The organism is Mycobacterium sp. NGS22 (assembly GCF_059813095.1).
Window position 1 is genome coordinate 1 of the sequence record NZ_JCALDY010000052.1, and the last position, 16,938, is coordinate 16,938.

A 16,938-nucleotide genomic window follows, 5' to 3' on the forward strand; every position below is an offset into this window, starting at 1 on the left:
GAAACCCGGGGTAGCTCATGTTGTGTATGCGGCTCGTCGACGCCAACTCGACATACTCGATTTAGCGTGGCCGATGTTGGGCCTCAGTACCGGAATGGCTTGCAACGCGCCCGCGACCACTGCCATTACCGGCGCAGTCCCACTGAGCAAGCAAGGGGTCGCCTCGGCGATCAACGACACAACGCGAGAGCTTGGTGGTGCCCTCGGCATCGCGCTCGCCGGTTCAATCCTGGCCGCCGGATATCACAGCGCACTCGCAGAGAATGTCACGTCGCTACCCGAGACGGTCAAGGAACCTGCGCTCGGTTCGCTCGCCCAAGCACTCACGATTGCCAAGCAACTCGGACCCGCGGGAAACGATCTGACTACCCACGCGAAAGCCGCCTTCCTGCAAGCAATGCAATCGTCGCTCTCGTTGTTGGGCATCGTCGTCCTGGTCTCCGCTACTGTCGTCGCGGTCTGGGCACCCGGACGCGACGGACAACAAATCCGAATCGTTCGCCGATTCACTGCGCAACGCGACCAGAGGCCATGACAGACAACAACGTTCGTCGGCCGGATGCATCCGACAAGGAAGCGCGCCAAAGTTGGGACATCACTACCGATCTCGGATCGACCGCACTTGCGGTGGCCGCCCAACGCGCCGCTGAAACTGCACAACAAGACCCCCTCGTGCGCGATGAATTCGCCGCGATTCTGGTAGCGGCTGTCAACGAGCCTGGATGGAATGCAATGGCCCGTGGTGACCTGTCTTGGATGGGCCCCGAGGACGACATCGGGCGGCGAATGGCAATAGCTGGTCGCGAGTATGTTGCCACCCGGACCGTCTTCTTCGACGAGTTCTGTGCATCAGCTAGCGCAGATGGAATCGAACAAGTCGTGATCCTGGCAGCCGGCCTGGATGCACGAGCGTACCGGCTCCCCTGCCTGTCCGGTGTCCGCGTTTACGAAATCGACCAGCCAGCAATACAAAAATTCAAGCAATCCACGCTCGACGCGCACGGCGCAACCCCACTCGCCGACAGTCACCTGGTAGCTATCGACCTCCGCGATGCTGACTGGCCAAACGCTTTGAGGGAATCGGGATGGGACGAGGCGCTGCCTACCGCTTGGCTCGTAGAGGGACTGCTTCCCTACCTATCGTCCAGTGAGCACGACGAACTCTTCTGGACGGTAACCCGATTGAGTGCACCCACCAGTCGGTTGGCAGCGGAGGTCTATCACCACTCCACGAAACACTTCGGCAGCGAGCGCCTCGAACGATGGAAAGACGGAGCCGCCGACATAGATAACGCATTGGGCGTCGATGTTGACGTCACGGCGTTCATCAATAGCCAAGACGCAAGCGACACCGCATCGTGGCTTACCAACCACGGTTGGGTCGCAGAATCATTGGACAGCCGCCTCGAAATGGCACGCTTTGGTCGCCCCGTACCGCCTGATCTCACCGATACCGCGCCCGCGAGCTCTTTGGTAACTGCGGTAAAGCAGTCGCCCAGATAGGACTAGACCGAATGCCCATCAATACCGACGCTCCGAGCATCTTCGAGGCTGACTTGCCGACCATTGCGTACGACCTCGCCACCGCCACACCCACAGAGGTCCGCCGAAAACTTGAGGCAGCCCACCGATTAGCGCCGATCGCACTGGGACCCTTTGGACCAGAAGTACTTTCCTACGAACTCGTTCATAACCTGCTGCGAGACCCTCGTTTCCAGATTCCGCGGGGATACACACTTGCCGTGCAAGGCATCACCTCCGGTCCCGTCTGGGACAGGGTCGCGAACTCGCTGCTGAGCATGGAGGGCGCCGAACATCAGCGGGTGCGCAGCGTCGTGTCCAAAGCATTCACCCCCCGCGCTGTCCAACGCCTGCATGCCACAATTGTCGATGTCATCCACGACATCATCGAACCCATCAGTCGTCGCGGTTACTGCGAGGTGGTAGCCGAGATAGCGCGGCCTTACCCTGTGCCTGTCATCTGTGCCCTGCTCGGCGCGCCCCGCGAAGACTGGCAACAGTTTTCGTTGTGGGCAGACGACATCTTCGCCGCATTCAACTTCGGCTTCAGCCGCGATGACTTACCGAAGGTGGTACGTGCATGGGATGAGCTCGACGATTACGTCGACGATATGGTTGCGCGTCGTCGCCTCACCCTGACCGACGACTTACTCTCCGACCTGATCCGCGCCGAGCACGATGGAGAACGACTCACCGGCGAAGAGTTGCGGATGCTTGCCGCGGCGATGCTGCTCGCGGGCACCGACACCACACGCAACCAGGTGGCCGCCGCGATCGGTGTTCTCTGCGATCATCCGGACCAATGGGAGCTACTTCGCAAAAACCCGGATCTGGCGATGCGCGCCGTCGATGAAGCCATGCGCCATTCCCCCATCGCCAACTCCCTACTGCGGGTCGTAGCCGAGGACGCCGAACTCGGTGGCGTCCTCTTCCCCAAGGGCACGATCGTGTTCGCCAATACCGTTACGGCCAACCGTGATCCAGCAATCTACGACGAACCCGACCGATTCGATATCACCCGTCAGGGCTTACCGCCAGTATTGAACTTCGGTACCGGCGCGCACTACTGCCTCGGAGCCAACCTGGCTCGTTTGGAGATCGCTGAAGCGCTGAAAACCAGCACCCGCCGAATCCGCAACCCGCGCATAACCGGTCCCGTGCCCTGGAAGCCGGTCGGTGGACTCAGCGGGCCGGCAAACCTACCGATCACCTTCGACATCGAATCGCCACCGATTGGGTGATTGAGTGGCATGTTGGCTGCCGAGAAACGACTAGTGGCCAAGTCGAGGTATCCGGTCCTGACCAAATTAGAACCCACCCCGTGTTCGTCGTTCGATCAGATTCGGCCTATGTCGAAGACGACAATTCGGGCTCAGATCGGACGTACCAACCGGGCTAGCCGCGAGCTGACCGTAGCCCCAGCAATTCTCGATGCCGAGCTTCGATGCCGCGGCGCCGAATGACTTCTTCCGAGAGTCGGCCAAGCGACTTGATCAGCAACCGGTAAACGACTGCACCGTAAGGCCATTGGGTGACCACGCGGCCTGACCGCGTCTTATAGTAGTTGTTCGACTGCACCCAGGCGGTTTTGGCTATCGCGCCTTGAATCCATCGGTTGTAGTGCCGGTAGAACGAGGGCCGAACCTCGATACCGGCGATGGAGTCGTTGCGTAACCGTCTGATGGACCGCACCGCGAACTCGGCCTGAAGGACCAACGCCGAGACGATTTCGCCACCGTTGGTGTTGGGCCCGTAGAGGATGTAGAAGTTCGGGAAATGCGGCACCGTGATGCCGGCGAATGCCTGCGGTTCGCCGTCCCAGAACTCCTGCAACGTCTGCCCGCCGCGCCCGACAACGCGGTACGACGCCAGATAGTTAGTCGGCTGGAAACCGGTCGCCATAATCAGGACGTCGGCAGAATGCTCCACGCCTCGCACATCCACGACGCCAGTTGTGGTCACGGATTGCACGGCGAAGGGAACGAGTTCCACGTCGTCGCGCAGCAGCGCTGGATAAAAGTCCTTGGTGAGCACCGGGCGCTTACCCGGGTAGGGATATTTCGGGGTGACCGCCTCGGCGAGATCGGGACGGTCGGCGAAGACCTTTGCGATGTAGGAGCGGGCGCGTCGCTCGGCCAGTTTGTTGATCCTGGTGCCCGGTCGATGCAGGGAACCGAACATCTGACCGATCTCGATTAGCCAGAACTGACGCAGCCGTTCCCGGCGCCGAACCCAGGGCCGGCGCAACCTGGCTCGATCCTCAACGGAAAGATCGCGGTCCGGTTTGTACATCACCCACCCCGGCTCGCGCTGGAACAGCGTTACCCGTTGAGCCGTACCGGCGATCGCCGGAACCACCTGCACCGCACTGGATCCGGTTCCAACGACGGCGACCCGTTTACCGGTCAGGTCAATCGGCGTCCAGCGTGCGGTGTGCAGTTTGGGCCCGGCGAAGTCGTCCAGCCCCGGCCAGGTCGGATAATTCGGGACGTTGAGCATGCCGACAGCGCTGATTACCGCTCGGAACGCCCGAGTTTCGCCGTCCGCGGTCACCAGCACGTAACCTGCGGCGGACTCGTCCCACTCGACCTGGGTCACCGTCGTACCGAAACAGAAGTGCGGCCTCAGCCCGTACTCGTCTACCACCTCTTCGAGGTAGCGCTGCAACTCGGCCTGCCGGGCGTGGGTGCGGGTCCAGTCATGCGGGCGAAACGCAAACGAGTAGAGGGCCGAGTGGACGTCGACCTCTGCCCCGGGATACCTGTTGTCCCACCATGTTCCGCCGAGACCGTCGGATTTCTCGAACACGGTGAAGTCGGGTAACCCGGCCTCGACCAGCTTGATGGCCGCAGCGATGCCGGCGAAGCCGCCTCCGATGACTGCGACCGCCGGGTCAGCCACGGACCGCCTCGATCGTCCATTCCGGCAAAAGTGGCGCGCGGGTAAGTAAGTGATCGCCCTGGCCCAGGGCACGCAACAGTACCTGGATGCGCAACGTGCAGCAGCCTATTCGAACGGTCGCGAAGTGCTCGTACCACTGCAAATCGCTGAGTCGACGCCCGATCATTTCCTGGTACCGGCCGATGAGGCGGTCCCGGGTGTCGAATCCTGGCAACTCGGGGTCGTCGGGTAGACCGAAGGCGGCGCACATCTGCCGCCGGGTGGCCAGCCACCAGGCAAAGTCCGCCTCAGCAGGGCACAGGCAAGCTTGCTCCCAATCCAGGACACCGCGGACGTCGCCCGAATCGCTGAAGATCACATTGGACATCCGCGCATCGCCCCAGCAGACGCTGGGTTCGGCGGGGTTGGCGGGCAGGTTGCGTGACAACCAGTCGAAAGCGTCCAGCATCAAGTCAGGAACGTCGTTGTCCGTGCCCCACTTGGCGTATTCCAACCACCAGGTCAGTTCGGCGTCGTTGCCGACTCCGGTCGGCCGCTGTAGCCAGGACGCATCGCTTGTCGGGACATGTTGCAGCGCAGCAAGAATCGCAAGGAATGAGTCGTGAGCGCGACGCTGAGTTTCGCTGGACGCGTCGTGCAGCCAACCCTTGCGGGCATAGCTCATATCGCCGGGGATCTGACCCAAGATTCGAGGCATGACGAGAAACTTCGATCCGATCCAGGCGGGATCCGATTCGTAACGCAGCGGTGAGGGAGTCGCTACGCCGTACCCGCGTACCAGCTGCTGGGTGCGTGCCTGTGATTCGAGGTCGTAGTCGGCGAACAATCCGCCGCCCGTCGGCGGGATACGTACGACGAACTCGTCGTTACCCTCGATACCCTCAACCGACGCGATCAGGCTCTCGCTGGAAAACCCGCCAGACTTATTGGCCACCGCCAAGTCGGTCACCGTTGCCGGAGCCGCAAATTCGTCGGTAAACCATCGACTCAGCGCCTGCCGAGTGGCGGTGAGGTCGCGTTGCACCAAGGTCAAACCGGCCATAGCAAGAGCACCTTTACATAAGAAGTCGATATTGTAAAGTACGTTACGGATTACAAGCAAGCAGTGGAATGTAACGTAGCTGCCGACGACGAGGGAGCATGGCATGCCCGGACTGGATCCCCTGACCTTCGGTGACATCGGCGACAGCAGTCGACCACTGGCGATCGCCGTCCATGGGTTCCCCGACACTCCGCATACGTGGCGGCACCTCGGGCCGGCACTGGTCGATCATGGATACAGGGTGGTGGCACCGTGGCTACCGGGCTATGACGCGCCCGCTACGGGTCCGATCACTGTCGGCACCTACGTACGGCACATCGAGCAGGTTCGCAGCGAATTTCAGGGCGATGACCGCTGCGTCGTCGTTGGACACGACTGGGGGGCCAACGCCGGGTACGGGGTCACCGCTCTGGCACCGGACCACTACCGGCGGCTAGTCACCCTGGCAGTCCCACCCATCGGCGCGCTGGGACCGGCAATGTTCGAGTATCGGCAGATCCGCCGTTCCTTCTATATCTGGTTCATCCAGCAGGTCGGCATCGCCGAGGCGGCGCTGGCCGCGCCCGGCTTCTGGGAATCGCTGTGGGCCGATTGGTCACCGGGATACGACGGTTCCGACGATGTCGCGCGTTTGCGTGAGACGGTGACCGAAGCTTCGATCGCAGGCATCGTCTGCCCCTACCGGGCCTCGTTCAATCCCGCTTTCGACGATCCCGTGGTTGCGGCCGAGGCCGCCGCGACGATGGCTCCTACCCCCATCCCGACCATGTACCTGCACGGGCTCGCGGACGGCGCCATAGGTGCCGACATCCTGCTCGATGTCGAGGGGCAGCTGCTCGCCCCGGGGTCCCGAGTCGAATTGCTCGACGGCGTCGGTCATTTCCTGCACCTCGAGCAACCGGACCGGATCGCCGACGTCATCTGCGGTTGGTTGCCGGCGGGCTAGATGCGCGTCAGGCACTGGCCACCGGCCGGTCGGCACGCCCGTGCGCCGGTTCGAGCCCTGCCGCGTAGCGCAACTCGGCCAGGAATTTCTCCGGGTTCTGCTCGCCGATCACGTAGTGGCACACCGCGACACGCACCACCGTCGCCGCGGCGACGTCGGCATGATCGCCGGGAATGATCCGGGCGATCCGCTCGTGCATTACCGGCATGACACGACGCATCTGCGACAGTACGTGTTCGGGCTCCACATCGACGAGCGAGCTCAGCGAGTAGCCGTGCTGGAATTCGACGATGAATTGCAGTGCCGCGTCAAGCCGCTCGTTGCCTCGCAATCCGGCGACCGCAGCGGCGATGCCGGCCTCGAAATTGTCTTGTTCGTAGAGTCCAAAGGCTTCCAGCAACGCGCCCTTGGACGGAAAGTAGCGGTACAGCGTCGGCCGGGACACGCCCGCTTCGGCGGCGACTTCCGACAGCATCAGGTTCTTGCGGCCGCTGCGAGCCAGTACCGAGAAGGTCGCAGACAGAATGCGTCGGCGGGTCGACCGCTCGGCGTTGGGTGGCACGCGAACTGGCATCACTAACCTTTACATATACAGGTACAAATGTCACACTGAGGCTGCCTGCAGCCGGATTTTCTCCGGATACCTGTGTTACGTGCGGACAGTCCTATGTCACTTCCGCGGCGTGAGCCGGCGGTCCATACGGTGGCGAACGATCACAGCACGAGGAGGTGTCAGTGGTGACGGACCTTGTCGTCCGCAAGATGCCGTTCGAGTTCGATTCGACCGTGCCGTTCTTGCGGCAGCCGGCCAATCCGAGTTTCTCGGTCTTCTGCAACACCTTCACCTTCATCGCGGTGCCGTTCGAGCGCTACCTCATCAGCGCGCTGCGAAAAGCCAAAGGCCGCCTTGCCGAGGATCCGGCCGTCGCCGCCGAGGCCGATGCCTTTTTGCGCCAGGAAGCCCAGCACGCCTCCGCACACCGCAAGCACATGCTTGCCCTCATCGAGCGGTACCCGGGTCTGGAAGAGTGCTACGACCATGCAAACCGCTCCTACGACCAGTTGATCGCGGCGCACCCCGTCGAGTACCACGCCGCCTACGTCGCGAACCTTGAGGCGACATTCACTCCCCTGTTCAAAGTCATTCTCGACAATCGCGCAGCGCTGTTCGGCGGCGCCGACAGACGTGTGGCCTCGTTGATGATGTGGCATTTTGTCGAGGAGATCGAGCACCGCAGTTCGGGATTGATGCTTTACCGGCACCTCGTCGACAGTCCGTGGTACCGGGTCAAGCACGTGCGCCAGACATTCCGGCATGTCGGTGCGATCACCCAGCGAATCACCCAGGCGTTCGACACACACGTCCCTCCCGACGAACGCGGCGGCACCTCGGTTCAGCAGGTGATGAAGTCGGCACTGACGAGCGAGCTGAGGTTCCGGGGACCCGGCGGGCGGCGCCGCCGCGCCCGCACCGGATCGGAATCGACGCTCTTCGGGGCGGTACCGACCGGACAGCTCACCGCCATGCTGTGGCGGCTACTGCTCTCGCAATCACCGAGACACAACCCGACCGATCAGCCGCTGCCCGCCTGGGCCGACACCTGGATGCGGGAATACGAACGTGGCACGGACATGACCACTTTCGCGGGATTCGAAGCATGAAGGTCGGCGAGTTCGACCCCTTGTCCGAAGACTTCTTCACCGAACCGTTCGAGACTTATCGCCGGCTGCGCGACGTAGCTCCGGTGTATTCCAACCTGAGGTTGGTCCAGAAGCGTCGCGCCGATCCGCAGGACGACATGCTTACCCAACTGAACAGGTCGAGGTCGAGCGTAAGCACGGCGGGCCGGCCGGTCTCATCGATACAGAGACTGTCCTGTCCTGTCGCTGCTCGGTGGAGCCGGTGCTGTTTTTCGACCCGGACCAATTCGACCTCGAACGCAAGCATTTCGGTCACAACCTGGACTTCGGTTATGGCGTGCACCGCTGCGTGGGCGCGGCACTGGCACGCATGGAGGGACATACCGCGCTCGACGTGCTGCCCGACCGTATGGTCGGATTCGATGTCGACCCAAGCGATTTGCGGCGCATCAACATGACGAATGTAATGGGATATTCGCATGTTCCGGTGCGGATCAACAACTGAAGGGTGGAGTGTTGCTGTCCACTAATTACGGACGACTGGTGCCGGAGGACGAGTTTCTCACCCACCAGATCGTCGATACGTTCGCCACCGTGAGCCAGTCGGATCCGTCCTGGACGGAAAAGATCTGGACTACCGCGCACGCCAAGGACAATTCCCTCCAAATCGCCCTGGGTGTAGGTAAATACACCAACCGCGGTGTGTTCGACGGGGCGGCCGGGGTGTGCCGGGGCACCGAGCAGTGGACGGTACGGGCGGGGCGCCGCCTCTCGTCCGACTCCGCTGGCACTACGGTAGGCCCGATTCATTATGAAGTCGTCGAACCACTGCGCGCGATCAGGGTCAGCTTGGACGAAAACGAACACCAGCCAATCGCGTTCGACGTGGTGATGCGCGGCTCGTTCGACACCGCCCTGGAGGATCCGTGGCCCGACCGCAGCCCGGATGGTTACCGGGTGACCCATAACGTGTTGCGGTACCACCAGATCGGTGTTGCGTCGGGTTGGGTGCAGCTGCACGGCGAGCGTACCGAGATCAAACCCGAGGAGTGGATCTCGATCCGCGACCACTCCTGGGGATTGCGACCCGGTGTCGGCAAGCCAATCCCCGGCCTGCCCCGCGGCGGCAGCAAGATCCGGCAGATGTTCATGACCTGGCTGCCGATGACGATGACCCGTTCTGACGGGTCAACATATTCGCTGTTCGTATTCCTGCAGCACGAGCGCGGACAAGGCTTCGACAACCTGCGATTCCAGGCTGAACAGCAAGAGCCGGAAGGTGATTCGCGGCGTTTCGCGGCGGTCGAACAGGACCTGCGCTTCCGCGACGACAATCGCCGGTTCACCGAGGGCACCATCACTCTGGTCGAGACGGACGGAACCAAACGGCCACTGAGCATTCTGGCTGTCGGCGACGGAGGGTTCCACCTGGGCACCGCCGGCTATTACGGCTGGAACGACTGGGTGTACGGCGAGTGGGTCGGAGAGCTGCGGGTGGAAGGCAACCATGTGACCGACTGCGACGATCCGGCGACCGCACGCAAAGTTCACCAACTGCGCGATTTGCTTGTTCGGGTGGAAGACCCCGTTGAGGGCGGTACCGGCTTCGGAAACATCGAAACCTTCGCCTTGGGCGCCTTCCCCGAGATCGGTCTGACTCAAGAGAATTCTTTCCTGTGACCACGATCGTCACCGGAGGCGGTTCCGGCATCGGCGCGGCGGTGGTGGCCAAGCTCCGTGCGATCGGCGCCGACACTGTCTCCTGGGACATAGCCGGTGGTGACTTCCACTGTGACATCAGCGATCCCGACTCACTGGCGGCCGCGATGCAGGCGACCATCGCTGTGGGCGGGCCGCCTACGCGCCTGGTGGCGTGTGCCGGGATCGGCGCATCAGGGCTGTTGCTCAACCAGCCTTTCGAGCAATGGCGACGAGTGCTCGACATCAACCTCACCGGCACCATGCTGACCATGCGCACTGTTGCTCAAAGCATGATCGAGTCCGGCAACGGCGGCTCAATTGTTGCGGTTTCCAGCATCAGCGGCACGATCGCCGACCGTGACATGAGTGCTTACTGCGTTTCGAAAGCAGGTGTGGACATGCTGGTTCGGGTAGCGGCCGCGGAGTGGGGACGATACGGGATCCGGGTCAACGCGGTGGGCCCCGGCGTGACTTGCACCCCTATGCTGGCCAAACCCGAAGCGTTGCCGGGTTGGTTGGATGGCCTGAACGAGCGCACTGCGCTCGGTCGGCTCGGCCAGGCAGACGACGTCGCCGGAGCGATTATCGGAGTCCTCGACATGGATTGGGTGACAGGTCAGATTGTCTTTGCCGACGGAGGCCTGGCCTTGTATAGCCCGATCAACGCATACGGTCAGATGCAGCAGCTGAGCCCGCCACCGGGGTGACCGCGCGACGGGAAGCGGACGCCGATGGAGTCGCTCAGGTCACTGGGTGGCTTCGTTGCGCTCCGAGATTCGGCCTCCATCAACAACTCTGCTGTGTGAACACGCGCTAGGAATAAAGCCTGGGGTACTTCACACCACCAGCGTTACCACCGTCAGCAAAACCGGCCACCACGTCCTGAGCAGCCACACCATCGACCCCGACACCAACTACTGGCGCAACCAACAGAAAACCCCCGCCGATGGCGGGGAATCTGTAACCCCTCACGCGACTCATCTGTAACCGATGACGCGACTCATCACATTGGTGGAGCTAAGGGGACTCGAACCCCTGACCCCCACACTGCCAGTGTGGTGCGCTACCAGCTGCGCCATAGCCCCAAATGTCGTGCCAATCGAAGCTACACCACCGGCAACCGTCCATCAAAGCTGCTGGTCATAGGCCCTTGTCCTCCGCCGACGACTCAGCAAGACCTTCCGGACTCAACGCATTCAGCCGGGTTTCCGGTCCCAATACCCAGCCGAGAGCAGCAATTAGCAGCACAATTCCGCTGACGCCGAAACTCCAGCCGTAGCTCACGTGCCCGGCGAACCACCCGACCGTCGTCGCACCCACGATGGCCCCGAGATCGGACACCATCTGCACCATCGCCACCGGGCCACCCGCGCGCGCCTCGCTGCCGAGGATGTCCGCGACGGCAGCCTGCATCGGCGACATGTAGATGCCCGCTGTCGCGCCACCGACGAACGCCGCGACCAAGAACCACGGCAGCGAGGTCACGGCGGCGAGCCAGAGAGTCGCGGCACCGGACGCGGCAAGTCCGACGATGAGCAGTGTGCGCCGGCCGACCCGGTCAGACAGATCGCCGCTGGGGACGACGGCTATCGCATTACCGACCGCGAACATCGCAAGCACCACGCCGATGACGCCGACGCTTCGTCCCATGACGTCGGTGATGAACAGCGGGACCAGCGCGACGCGCAGCCCGAACGCCGACCAGCCGGTGGCGAAGTTGGCCAGCAATGACGACCAGTACGCGCGTACCCGCAATGCCTGGTGCATCGTCACCGTCGATCGGGTCGGCGGACCAGGTGCGGCCAGTTCCGAGTGACGCAGGCTGAAAAACACCACTGCCGTGACGGCCAGCAGCCCCCCGCCGAAGATAAGGAACGGCGCGGCCAAACCCCATCCGGCCGCCAGCGCACCCACCGCCGGCCCACCCACCGCTCCCACCATGAACGATGTGGTGAACAGACCCGCCACCCGTCCGCGCGCATCGGGAGGGCTGATGTGGATCATCAGGCCCAATGCCGACACGAAGAACATGGTTGATCCGATGCCGCTGATGACCCGGAAAACCAGCAATTGCCAGTACGTGTGAGAGAACGGGCAGGCGGCGCTGGCCAGCGCGACGATCAGCAAACCGGCGAGATAAATTCGCCGCTCCCCCATCCGCTGTACGAGGACACCGCTGAGCGGCGCGAAACACATGCGACTCAACGAAAAGACGGTGACCAGGAAGGTCACTGCGTCGATGCTGACTCCGAAGGTGCGGGCAAACGACGGCATCACCGGCGAAATGACCCCGTAGCCCAGCGCGACCATGACGTTGGCCCAACTGAGGATCCAGACCTCGCGCGGCAGTCGGGTAGACCCGTGCCCCCTCGGACGGGGACGCCGTAGCGAGATGGTCACCCGATGACTGTATTGACCACCTCGCGGGCCGTTTCTTGCACCTCCGTCAAATGCTCGGGCCCGAGGAAGGATTCCGCGTAGATCTTGTACACGTCCTCGGTGCCCGACGGTCGCGCCGCAAACCATGCGTTCTCGGTAACCACCTTCAGCCCACCGAGCGAAGCACCGTTACCGGGCGCCGAAGTCAGCTTCGCCACGATCGGCTCCCCCGCCAACTCCGACGCAGAAACCTCGGAGGCGGAAAGCCGGGACAGCCGAGCCTTCTGCTCGCGATCGGCCGGCGCGTCCACCCGCGCGTAGCACGGCTTGCCATATACGGCAGCCAACTCGGCATACCGCTGCGACGGCGTCCGCCCGGTCACCGCGAGGATCTCCGACGCCAGCAACGCCAGGATGATGCCGTCCTTGTCGGTGGTCCACACTGATCCGTCCCGGCGCAGGAACGAAGCTCCCGCCGACTCCTCCCCGCCGAATCCGATGGTGCCGCCGATCAATCCGTCCACAAACCACTTGAAGCCGACGGGAACCTCGACCAGTTCCCGGTCGAGACCCGCCACCACCCGGTCGATCATCGACGAACTCACCGCGGTCTTGCCGACGCCCACATCTGCCGGCCACGAAGGCCGGTGGGTGAACAGATAGTCGATTGCCACCGCCAGGTAGTGGTTCGGATTCAGCAGTCCGCCGTCGGGGGTGACGATGCCGTGCCGGTCGGAGTCGGCGTCGTTGCCGGTGGCGATCTGGTAGTCGTCCCGGTTGGCGATCAACCCAGCCATCGCCGAAGGTGAGCTGCAGTCCATCCGGATCTTGCCGTCGTGATCCAAGGTCATGAACCGCCACGTCGCGTCCACCAGAGGATTGACCACAGTCAGGTCCAAACCGAAACGCGAAGCGATCCCGCCCCAGTAGTCCACGCTGGCCCCGCCGAGCGGGTCGGCGCCGATACGCACCCCGGCCGCGCGTATCGCGTCGATGTCCACGACGTTGGGCAAGTCGTCGACATACGAACTCAGATAGTCGTGGCGCTGCACCCGACTCAACGCGCGCGCCAGCGGCACCCGACGCACTCCCGAAAGCCCGTCCCGCAGAATTTCGTTGGCGCGCTTGGCAATAGCACCGGTCGCGGCGCTGTCCGCCGGTCCGCCGTTGGGCGGGTTGTACTTGAACCCGCCATCCATCGGCGGGTTGTGCGACGGCGTCACCACGATTCCGTCCGCCAGTCCGGCGTCGCGTCCGCGGTTGTACGTCAGGATCGCGTGGCTGATCGCCGGCGTCGGCGTGTACCGGTCGGCCGCATCGATCAAGGCCACCACATCATTGCCGGCCAGTACCTCCAGCGCCGAAACCCACGCCGGCTCCGAAAGGCCGTGTGTGTCACGGCCGATGAACAACGGGCCGGTGGTGCCTTGTGCCGCGCGATACTCGACGATCGCTTGGGTGATGGCCAGGATGTGAGCCTCGTTGAATGCGCCGTTCAACGATGAACCGCGATGCCCCGAGGTACCGAACGCCACCTGCTGCGCCACGTCCTCGGGGTCGGGACGAAGCGAGTAGTACGCCGTCACCAGATGCGGCAGATCGACAAGGTCTTGGGGCTGCGCCGGCTGACCGGCTCGCGGGTGGGCCATGGTCACCAATTCTGCCCATACGCCGCGGTGCCGCCTTAGGCTGCTAGGCGCACACTAGGCACACGGGAGGGAAACAACCGGTGGCACGCCCCGACTCTCGGGAATTGGCAGCGATTTTCGCCGGCGGCGCGCTGGGCTCGCTGGCTCGAGCGGCGCTGGCGACCCTGGCCGTTCCCGATCCGGCCCGCTGGCCGTGGCCGACGTTCGTGGTCAACATCGTGGGCGCGTTCCTGGTCGGCTACTTCACCACTCGGCTGCTGGAAAGGCTGCCGCTGTCCAGTTACCGACGCCCGCTGCTGGGCACCGGATTATGCGGCGGGCTGACCACCTTTTCCACCATGCAGGTCGAGACGGTCAAGATGATCGAACATGGCCACTGGCTGCTGGCAACCGCCTACACCGTCGTGAGCATCACACTCGGACTGCTGGCGGTGTACCTGGCCACTGCCCTGGTGCGCCGGGCGCGGATCCGATGACGACGGTCCTGGTCTGGCTCGGGGTCATGGTCATCGGTGGTATGGGCTCGGTTGCGCGATTCCTGGTGGATCGCACCGTCGCACGCCGCCTCGGCCGCCCGTTCCCCTACGGCACGTTGACGGTCAACGTCACCGGTGCCGCGCTGCTCGGTTTCCTGGGCAGCCTGGCCCTGCCCAAAGACGCTGCGCTGCTGGCCGGCACCGCCTTCGTCGGCGCCTACACCACCTTCTCCACCTGGATGCTCGAGACTCAACGGCTCAGCGAGGAACGCCAGCTACCGGCGGCGTTCGCCAACATCGCTGTCAGCGTGGCGCTCGGACTGGCGGCTGTGGTGCTGGGGCAACGGATCGCGGGCCTGATATGAGCGAGCAGAGCCTGAAACTCACCGCGTACTTCGGCGAACGGCAACGTGCCGTCGGCGACTCCAGACGGTTCCTGGCGGATGCGATGCTGGATCTGTTCGGCTCTCGTGGCATCGCCACCAGCGTCATGATGCGCGGTATCTCCGGTTTCGGACCCAAAGGCGAACTGCGCAGCGACCGTTCGCTGAGTTTGTCCGAGGATCCGCCCGTGACCATCGCGGCCGTCGACGCCGAGTCCAGGATCGGGTCTCTGGTCGACGACGTCACCGCGATCACCGGCCGGGGGCTGGTGACGCTGGAACGCGCACGGCTGGTCACCAGGAGCAGCGGCACCGACGCCGCCACGCACATCGACAGCCGAACCGGCAATGCCGCCAAGCTGACCGTGTACGTCGGCCGGCAGGTACGCGTGGCCGGCAGGCCCGCCCATCTGGCTGTCTGTGAGCTGCTGCACCGGCATGGATTTGCCGGTGCCACAGTGTTTCTCGGTGTCGACGGCACCGCCTACGGTGAGCGGCAACGGGCCCGGTTCTTCGGGCGCAACGTCGATGTCCCCCAGATGATCATCGCCGTCGGGCTACCGGCGCAGGTCTGGGCCGCGACCACCGAACTCGCGCAACTGCTACCCGACCCACAACTGACCACCGAACGCGTGCGACTGTGCAAACGCGACGGCGAACTGTTCGCCCGTCCCCAAGAACTCCCGCCGGCCGACAGCCGGGGCCGCCCTCTGTGGCAGAAGCTGATGGTGCACACCACCGCGGCAACCCTGCACGAAGGTCAACCGATCCACCGCGCCATCGTCCAGCAACTGATGCGATCCGGGAACGCTCGCGGCGCCACGGTGCTGCGCGGCATCTGGGGTTTCCATGGCGACCATAAACCGCACGGAGACAAGGTATTTCAACTCACCAGACAGGTCCCGGTCACCACCATCGTCGTCGACACACCGCAGAACATCGCGCGCGGCTTCGATGTCATCGACGAGGTGACCACGCGACACGGACTGGTCACCAGCGAGATGGTCCCCGCGGCCATATCGCTGAACGGCACCCCACCCGGCATCGAGACCCCACTCGCGGAGTATGACTACTGAAATGACCGCTGCACTTTCGGTGCCCAAGTCCTGGGACGAGATAACTCCCGGTTGGATGTCCGCGGCGTTGGTCAGCCACTTTCCCGGCGCGACGGTCGAGTCGGTCACCGTCGCCGGTCGTGACGACGGCACCAACCGCCGGGCCCGTCTGCAACTCACCTACTCCACCGGCGCCGGGCCGGCCACGGTCTTCGCCAAGGCCGCCGACCCCGCCCACAAAGACATGATCCGCATGACCAGCGGCATGTTCCACGAGCCGCGCCTGTTCATGAACAACGTCGATCTACCGCTCGAGCACCCCGTCGTCTACACGGCCCTGATCGATGAGGACGACTACGACTTCGTGATGATCATGGAGGATCTCAACGCGCGCGCCGCCGACCCTCGTGATGCCACCCGTCCGATGTCGGTGGATCAAGCCGCCTCGGGCGTGCGTGGACTGGCTCGACTGCACGGCAAGTACTGGAACGAGCGCCTACCGACGTATCCGGCGCTGCGCTGGCTCGAACCGTTTCTTCCTTGGGACGGAATGCAATACGCTCCCTTGCACGAAGCCCAGGCGCGCCTGGGTGACGACGCACCGGCCGAAGTGCTGTCCCTGACCGCCGACCGGCTGATCGAGTCGATCTGGAAGCCCTACATCCAGACCCTGACCGCCGGACCACAAACCCTGCTGCACGGTGACCCGCACATCGGCAACACCTATCTGCTACCCGGCGGTGAGGTGGGCTTTCTGGACTGGCAGGTCGCCCGCCGGGGCAACTGGTCGCTGGATCTGGGTTATTTCCTGCAGGGCGCGCTGACCGTTGCGGACCGGCGCGACCACGAACGTGAACTGCTCGAGGTCTACCGCGCCTCACTCGGGCTGCCCGGCGACGAGACGCCGAGCAGCGAGGAAATCTGGCTGTGGTACCGGGCGTCGGTGGCGCACGGACTGGCCATCTGGCTGTGCACCGCCAGCGCGGGCGACCTGTGGCAACGACCGGACATCGCTGTCGCACTGGCGCAACGGTATTCGGCGGCCTATTCCGATCTGGACACCGCACAGGCGCTGCGCGACATCACCGCCTGATCCATCTTTCGGCGAGTGCGGCAATCCAGTCGGCCACCGCGTCGGCGTCATCCGGCGGAGACTCGACCAGCACCAGCTCGTCCACACCGAGCTCGGCCAACGCCTCGACATCGTCGGGTCGCGGACTGCGCAGGGCAACCGAGAGCCGCAA

16 protein-coding genes, 1 tRNA gene and 2 pseudogenes are annotated in these 16,938 nt (G+C 63.8%); 12 read left to right on the forward strand and 7 right to left on the reverse strand.

The genetic code is table 11. The features are described from left to right. From AC5Y47_RS25170 to AC5Y47_RS25180, 3 genes and pseudogenes are all read left to right on the forward strand, one after another. Positions 1 to 535 (forward strand): annotated as a pseudogene (locus AC5Y47_RS25170) (hypothetical protein); the annotation flags it as partial. Continuing rightward, positions 532 to 1,503 carry an SAM-dependent methyltransferase gene (locus AC5Y47_RS25175; protein WP_499946975.1) on the forward strand — a complete coding sequence of 324 codons (972 nt, stop codon included), beginning with the start codon at positions 532 to 534 and terminating at the stop codon, positions 1,501 to 1,503. The pseudogene AC5Y47_RS25170 and the gene AC5Y47_RS25175, both read left to right, overlap by 4 nt. An 11-nt stretch (positions 1,504 to 1,514) precedes the next feature. Next, complete coding sequence (locus AC5Y47_RS25180; RefSeq protein ID WP_499946976.1) at positions 1,515 to 2,762, forward strand: cytochrome P450; 1,248 nt, start codon at positions 1,515 to 1,517, stop codon at positions 2,760 to 2,762. Between the two features lie 154 nt (positions 2,763 to 2,916). Here the strand turns inward: AC5Y47_RS25180 and AC5Y47_RS25185 are convergent, their stop codons facing one another. Continuing rightward, positions 2,917 to 4,422 carry a flavin-containing monooxygenase gene (locus AC5Y47_RS25185; RefSeq protein WP_499946977.1) on the reverse strand — a complete coding sequence of 502 codons (1,506 nt, stop codon included), beginning with the start codon at positions 4,420 to 4,422 and terminating at the stop codon, positions 2,917 to 2,919. Next, complete coding sequence (locus AC5Y47_RS25190; protein WP_499946978.1) at positions 4,415 to 5,569, reverse strand: phosphotransferase family protein; 1,155 nt, start codon at positions 5,567 to 5,569, stop codon at positions 4,415 to 4,417. The genes AC5Y47_RS25185 and AC5Y47_RS25190 overlap by 8 nt, the downstream gene beginning before the upstream one ends. Between AC5Y47_RS25190 and AC5Y47_RS25195 the strand changes: the two genes are divergently transcribed. Next, positions 5,568 to 6,410 (forward strand): alpha/beta fold hydrolase, encoded by an 843-nt coding sequence (locus tag AC5Y47_RS25195; RefSeq protein ID WP_499946979.1) that lies wholly within the window; start codon positions 5,568 to 5,570, stop codon positions 6,408 to 6,410. The two genes, AC5Y47_RS25190 and AC5Y47_RS25195, sit on opposite strands and share 2 nt — an antisense overlap. A 7-nt stretch (positions 6,411 to 6,417) precedes the next feature. On the opposite strand, the gene AC5Y47_RS25200 is transcribed toward AC5Y47_RS25195, so the two are convergent. Next, positions 6,418 to 6,984: a TetR/AcrR family transcriptional regulator gene (locus tag AC5Y47_RS25200; protein WP_499946980.1), complete on the reverse strand. Its 567-nt coding sequence runs from the start codon at positions 6,982 to 6,984 to the stop codon at positions 6,418 to 6,420. Positions 6,985 to 7,148: 164 nt separating this feature from the next. Between AC5Y47_RS25200 and AC5Y47_RS25205 the strand changes: the two genes are divergently transcribed. The 4 genes from AC5Y47_RS25205 to AC5Y47_RS25220 all read left to right on the forward strand — a co-directional run bounded on the left by AC5Y47_RS25205 (position 7,149) and on the right by AC5Y47_RS25220 (position 10,459). Beyond that, on the forward strand, positions 7,149 to 8,072 hold the full coding sequence (locus AC5Y47_RS25205) for a metal-dependent hydrolase (protein WP_499946981.1): 924 nt from the start codon (positions 7,149 to 7,151) through the stop codon (positions 8,070 to 8,072). Between the two features lie 241 nt (positions 8,073 to 8,313). Then, entirely contained in the window at positions 8,314 to 8,556 is a 243-nt protein-coding gene (locus AC5Y47_RS25210; RefSeq protein ID WP_499946983.1) for a cytochrome P450, read from the forward strand. Between the two features lie 8 nt (positions 8,557 to 8,564). Continuing rightward, entirely contained in the window at positions 8,565 to 9,731 is a 1,167-nt protein-coding gene (locus tag AC5Y47_RS25215) for an Rv3169 family protein (RefSeq protein WP_499946984.1), read from the forward strand. After that, positions 9,728 to 10,459, forward strand: a complete 732-nt coding sequence (locus AC5Y47_RS25220; RefSeq protein ID WP_499946985.1) for an SDR family NAD(P)-dependent oxidoreductase — start codon at positions 9,728 to 9,730, stop codon at positions 10,457 to 10,459. Before AC5Y47_RS25215 ends, AC5Y47_RS25220 begins: the two co-directional genes overlap by 4 nt. A gap of 302 nt (positions 10,460 to 10,761) precedes the next feature. Here AC5Y47_RS25220 and AC5Y47_RS25225 read toward each other — a convergent pair. The 3 genes from AC5Y47_RS25225 to pgm form a co-directional block, all read right to left on the reverse strand. Continuing rightward, positions 10,762 to 10,837, reverse strand: a tRNA-Ala gene (locus AC5Y47_RS25225). Between the two features lie 55 nt (positions 10,838 to 10,892). Beyond that, on the reverse strand, positions 10,893 to 12,101 hold the full coding sequence (locus AC5Y47_RS25230) for an MFS transporter (protein WP_499946991.1): 1,209 nt from the start codon (positions 12,099 to 12,101) through the stop codon (positions 10,893 to 10,895). Between the two features lie 47 nt (positions 12,102 to 12,148). After that, positions 12,149 to 13,780 carry a phosphoglucomutase (alpha-D-glucose-1,6-bisphosphate-dependent) gene (gene pgm, locus AC5Y47_RS25235; protein ID WP_499946986.1) on the reverse strand — a complete coding sequence of 544 codons (1,632 nt, stop codon included), beginning with the start codon at positions 13,778 to 13,780 and terminating at the stop codon, positions 12,149 to 12,151. Between the two features lie 80 nt (positions 13,781 to 13,860). On the opposite strand from pgm, the gene crcB (AC5Y47_RS25240) reads away from it, so the two are divergent. From crcB (AC5Y47_RS25240) to AC5Y47_RS25255, 4 genes are read left to right on the forward strand one after another with little or no spacing between them, the layout of a single operon-like run. Next, positions 13,861 to 14,256, forward strand: coding sequence for a fluoride efflux transporter CrcB (gene crcB, locus AC5Y47_RS25240; protein ID WP_499946987.1), 396 nt, complete (start codon positions 13,861 to 13,863; stop codon positions 14,254 to 14,256). Further along, positions 14,253 to 14,621: a fluoride efflux transporter CrcB gene (gene crcB / locus AC5Y47_RS25245; protein ID WP_499946988.1), complete on the forward strand. Its 369-nt coding sequence runs from the start codon at positions 14,253 to 14,255 to the stop codon at positions 14,619 to 14,621. The genes crcB (AC5Y47_RS25240) and crcB (AC5Y47_RS25245) overlap by 4 nt, the downstream gene beginning before the upstream one ends. Beyond that, complete coding sequence (locus AC5Y47_RS25250; protein WP_499946989.1) at positions 14,618 to 15,715, forward strand: DUF190 domain-containing protein; 1,098 nt, start codon at positions 14,618 to 14,620, stop codon at positions 15,713 to 15,715. The genes crcB (AC5Y47_RS25245) and AC5Y47_RS25250 overlap by 4 nt, the downstream gene beginning before the upstream one ends. 1 nt (position 15,716) lies before the next feature. Beyond that, positions 15,717 to 16,787, forward strand: a complete 1,071-nt coding sequence (locus tag AC5Y47_RS25255; RefSeq protein WP_499946990.1) for a phosphotransferase — start codon at positions 15,717 to 15,719, stop codon at positions 16,785 to 16,787. Here AC5Y47_RS25255 and AC5Y47_RS25260 read toward each other — a convergent pair. Next, positions 16,777 to 16,938, reverse strand: a pseudogene (locus tag AC5Y47_RS25260) (LLM class F420-dependent oxidoreductase); the annotation flags it as partial. The gene AC5Y47_RS25255 and the pseudogene AC5Y47_RS25260 sit on opposite strands and share 11 nt — an antisense overlap.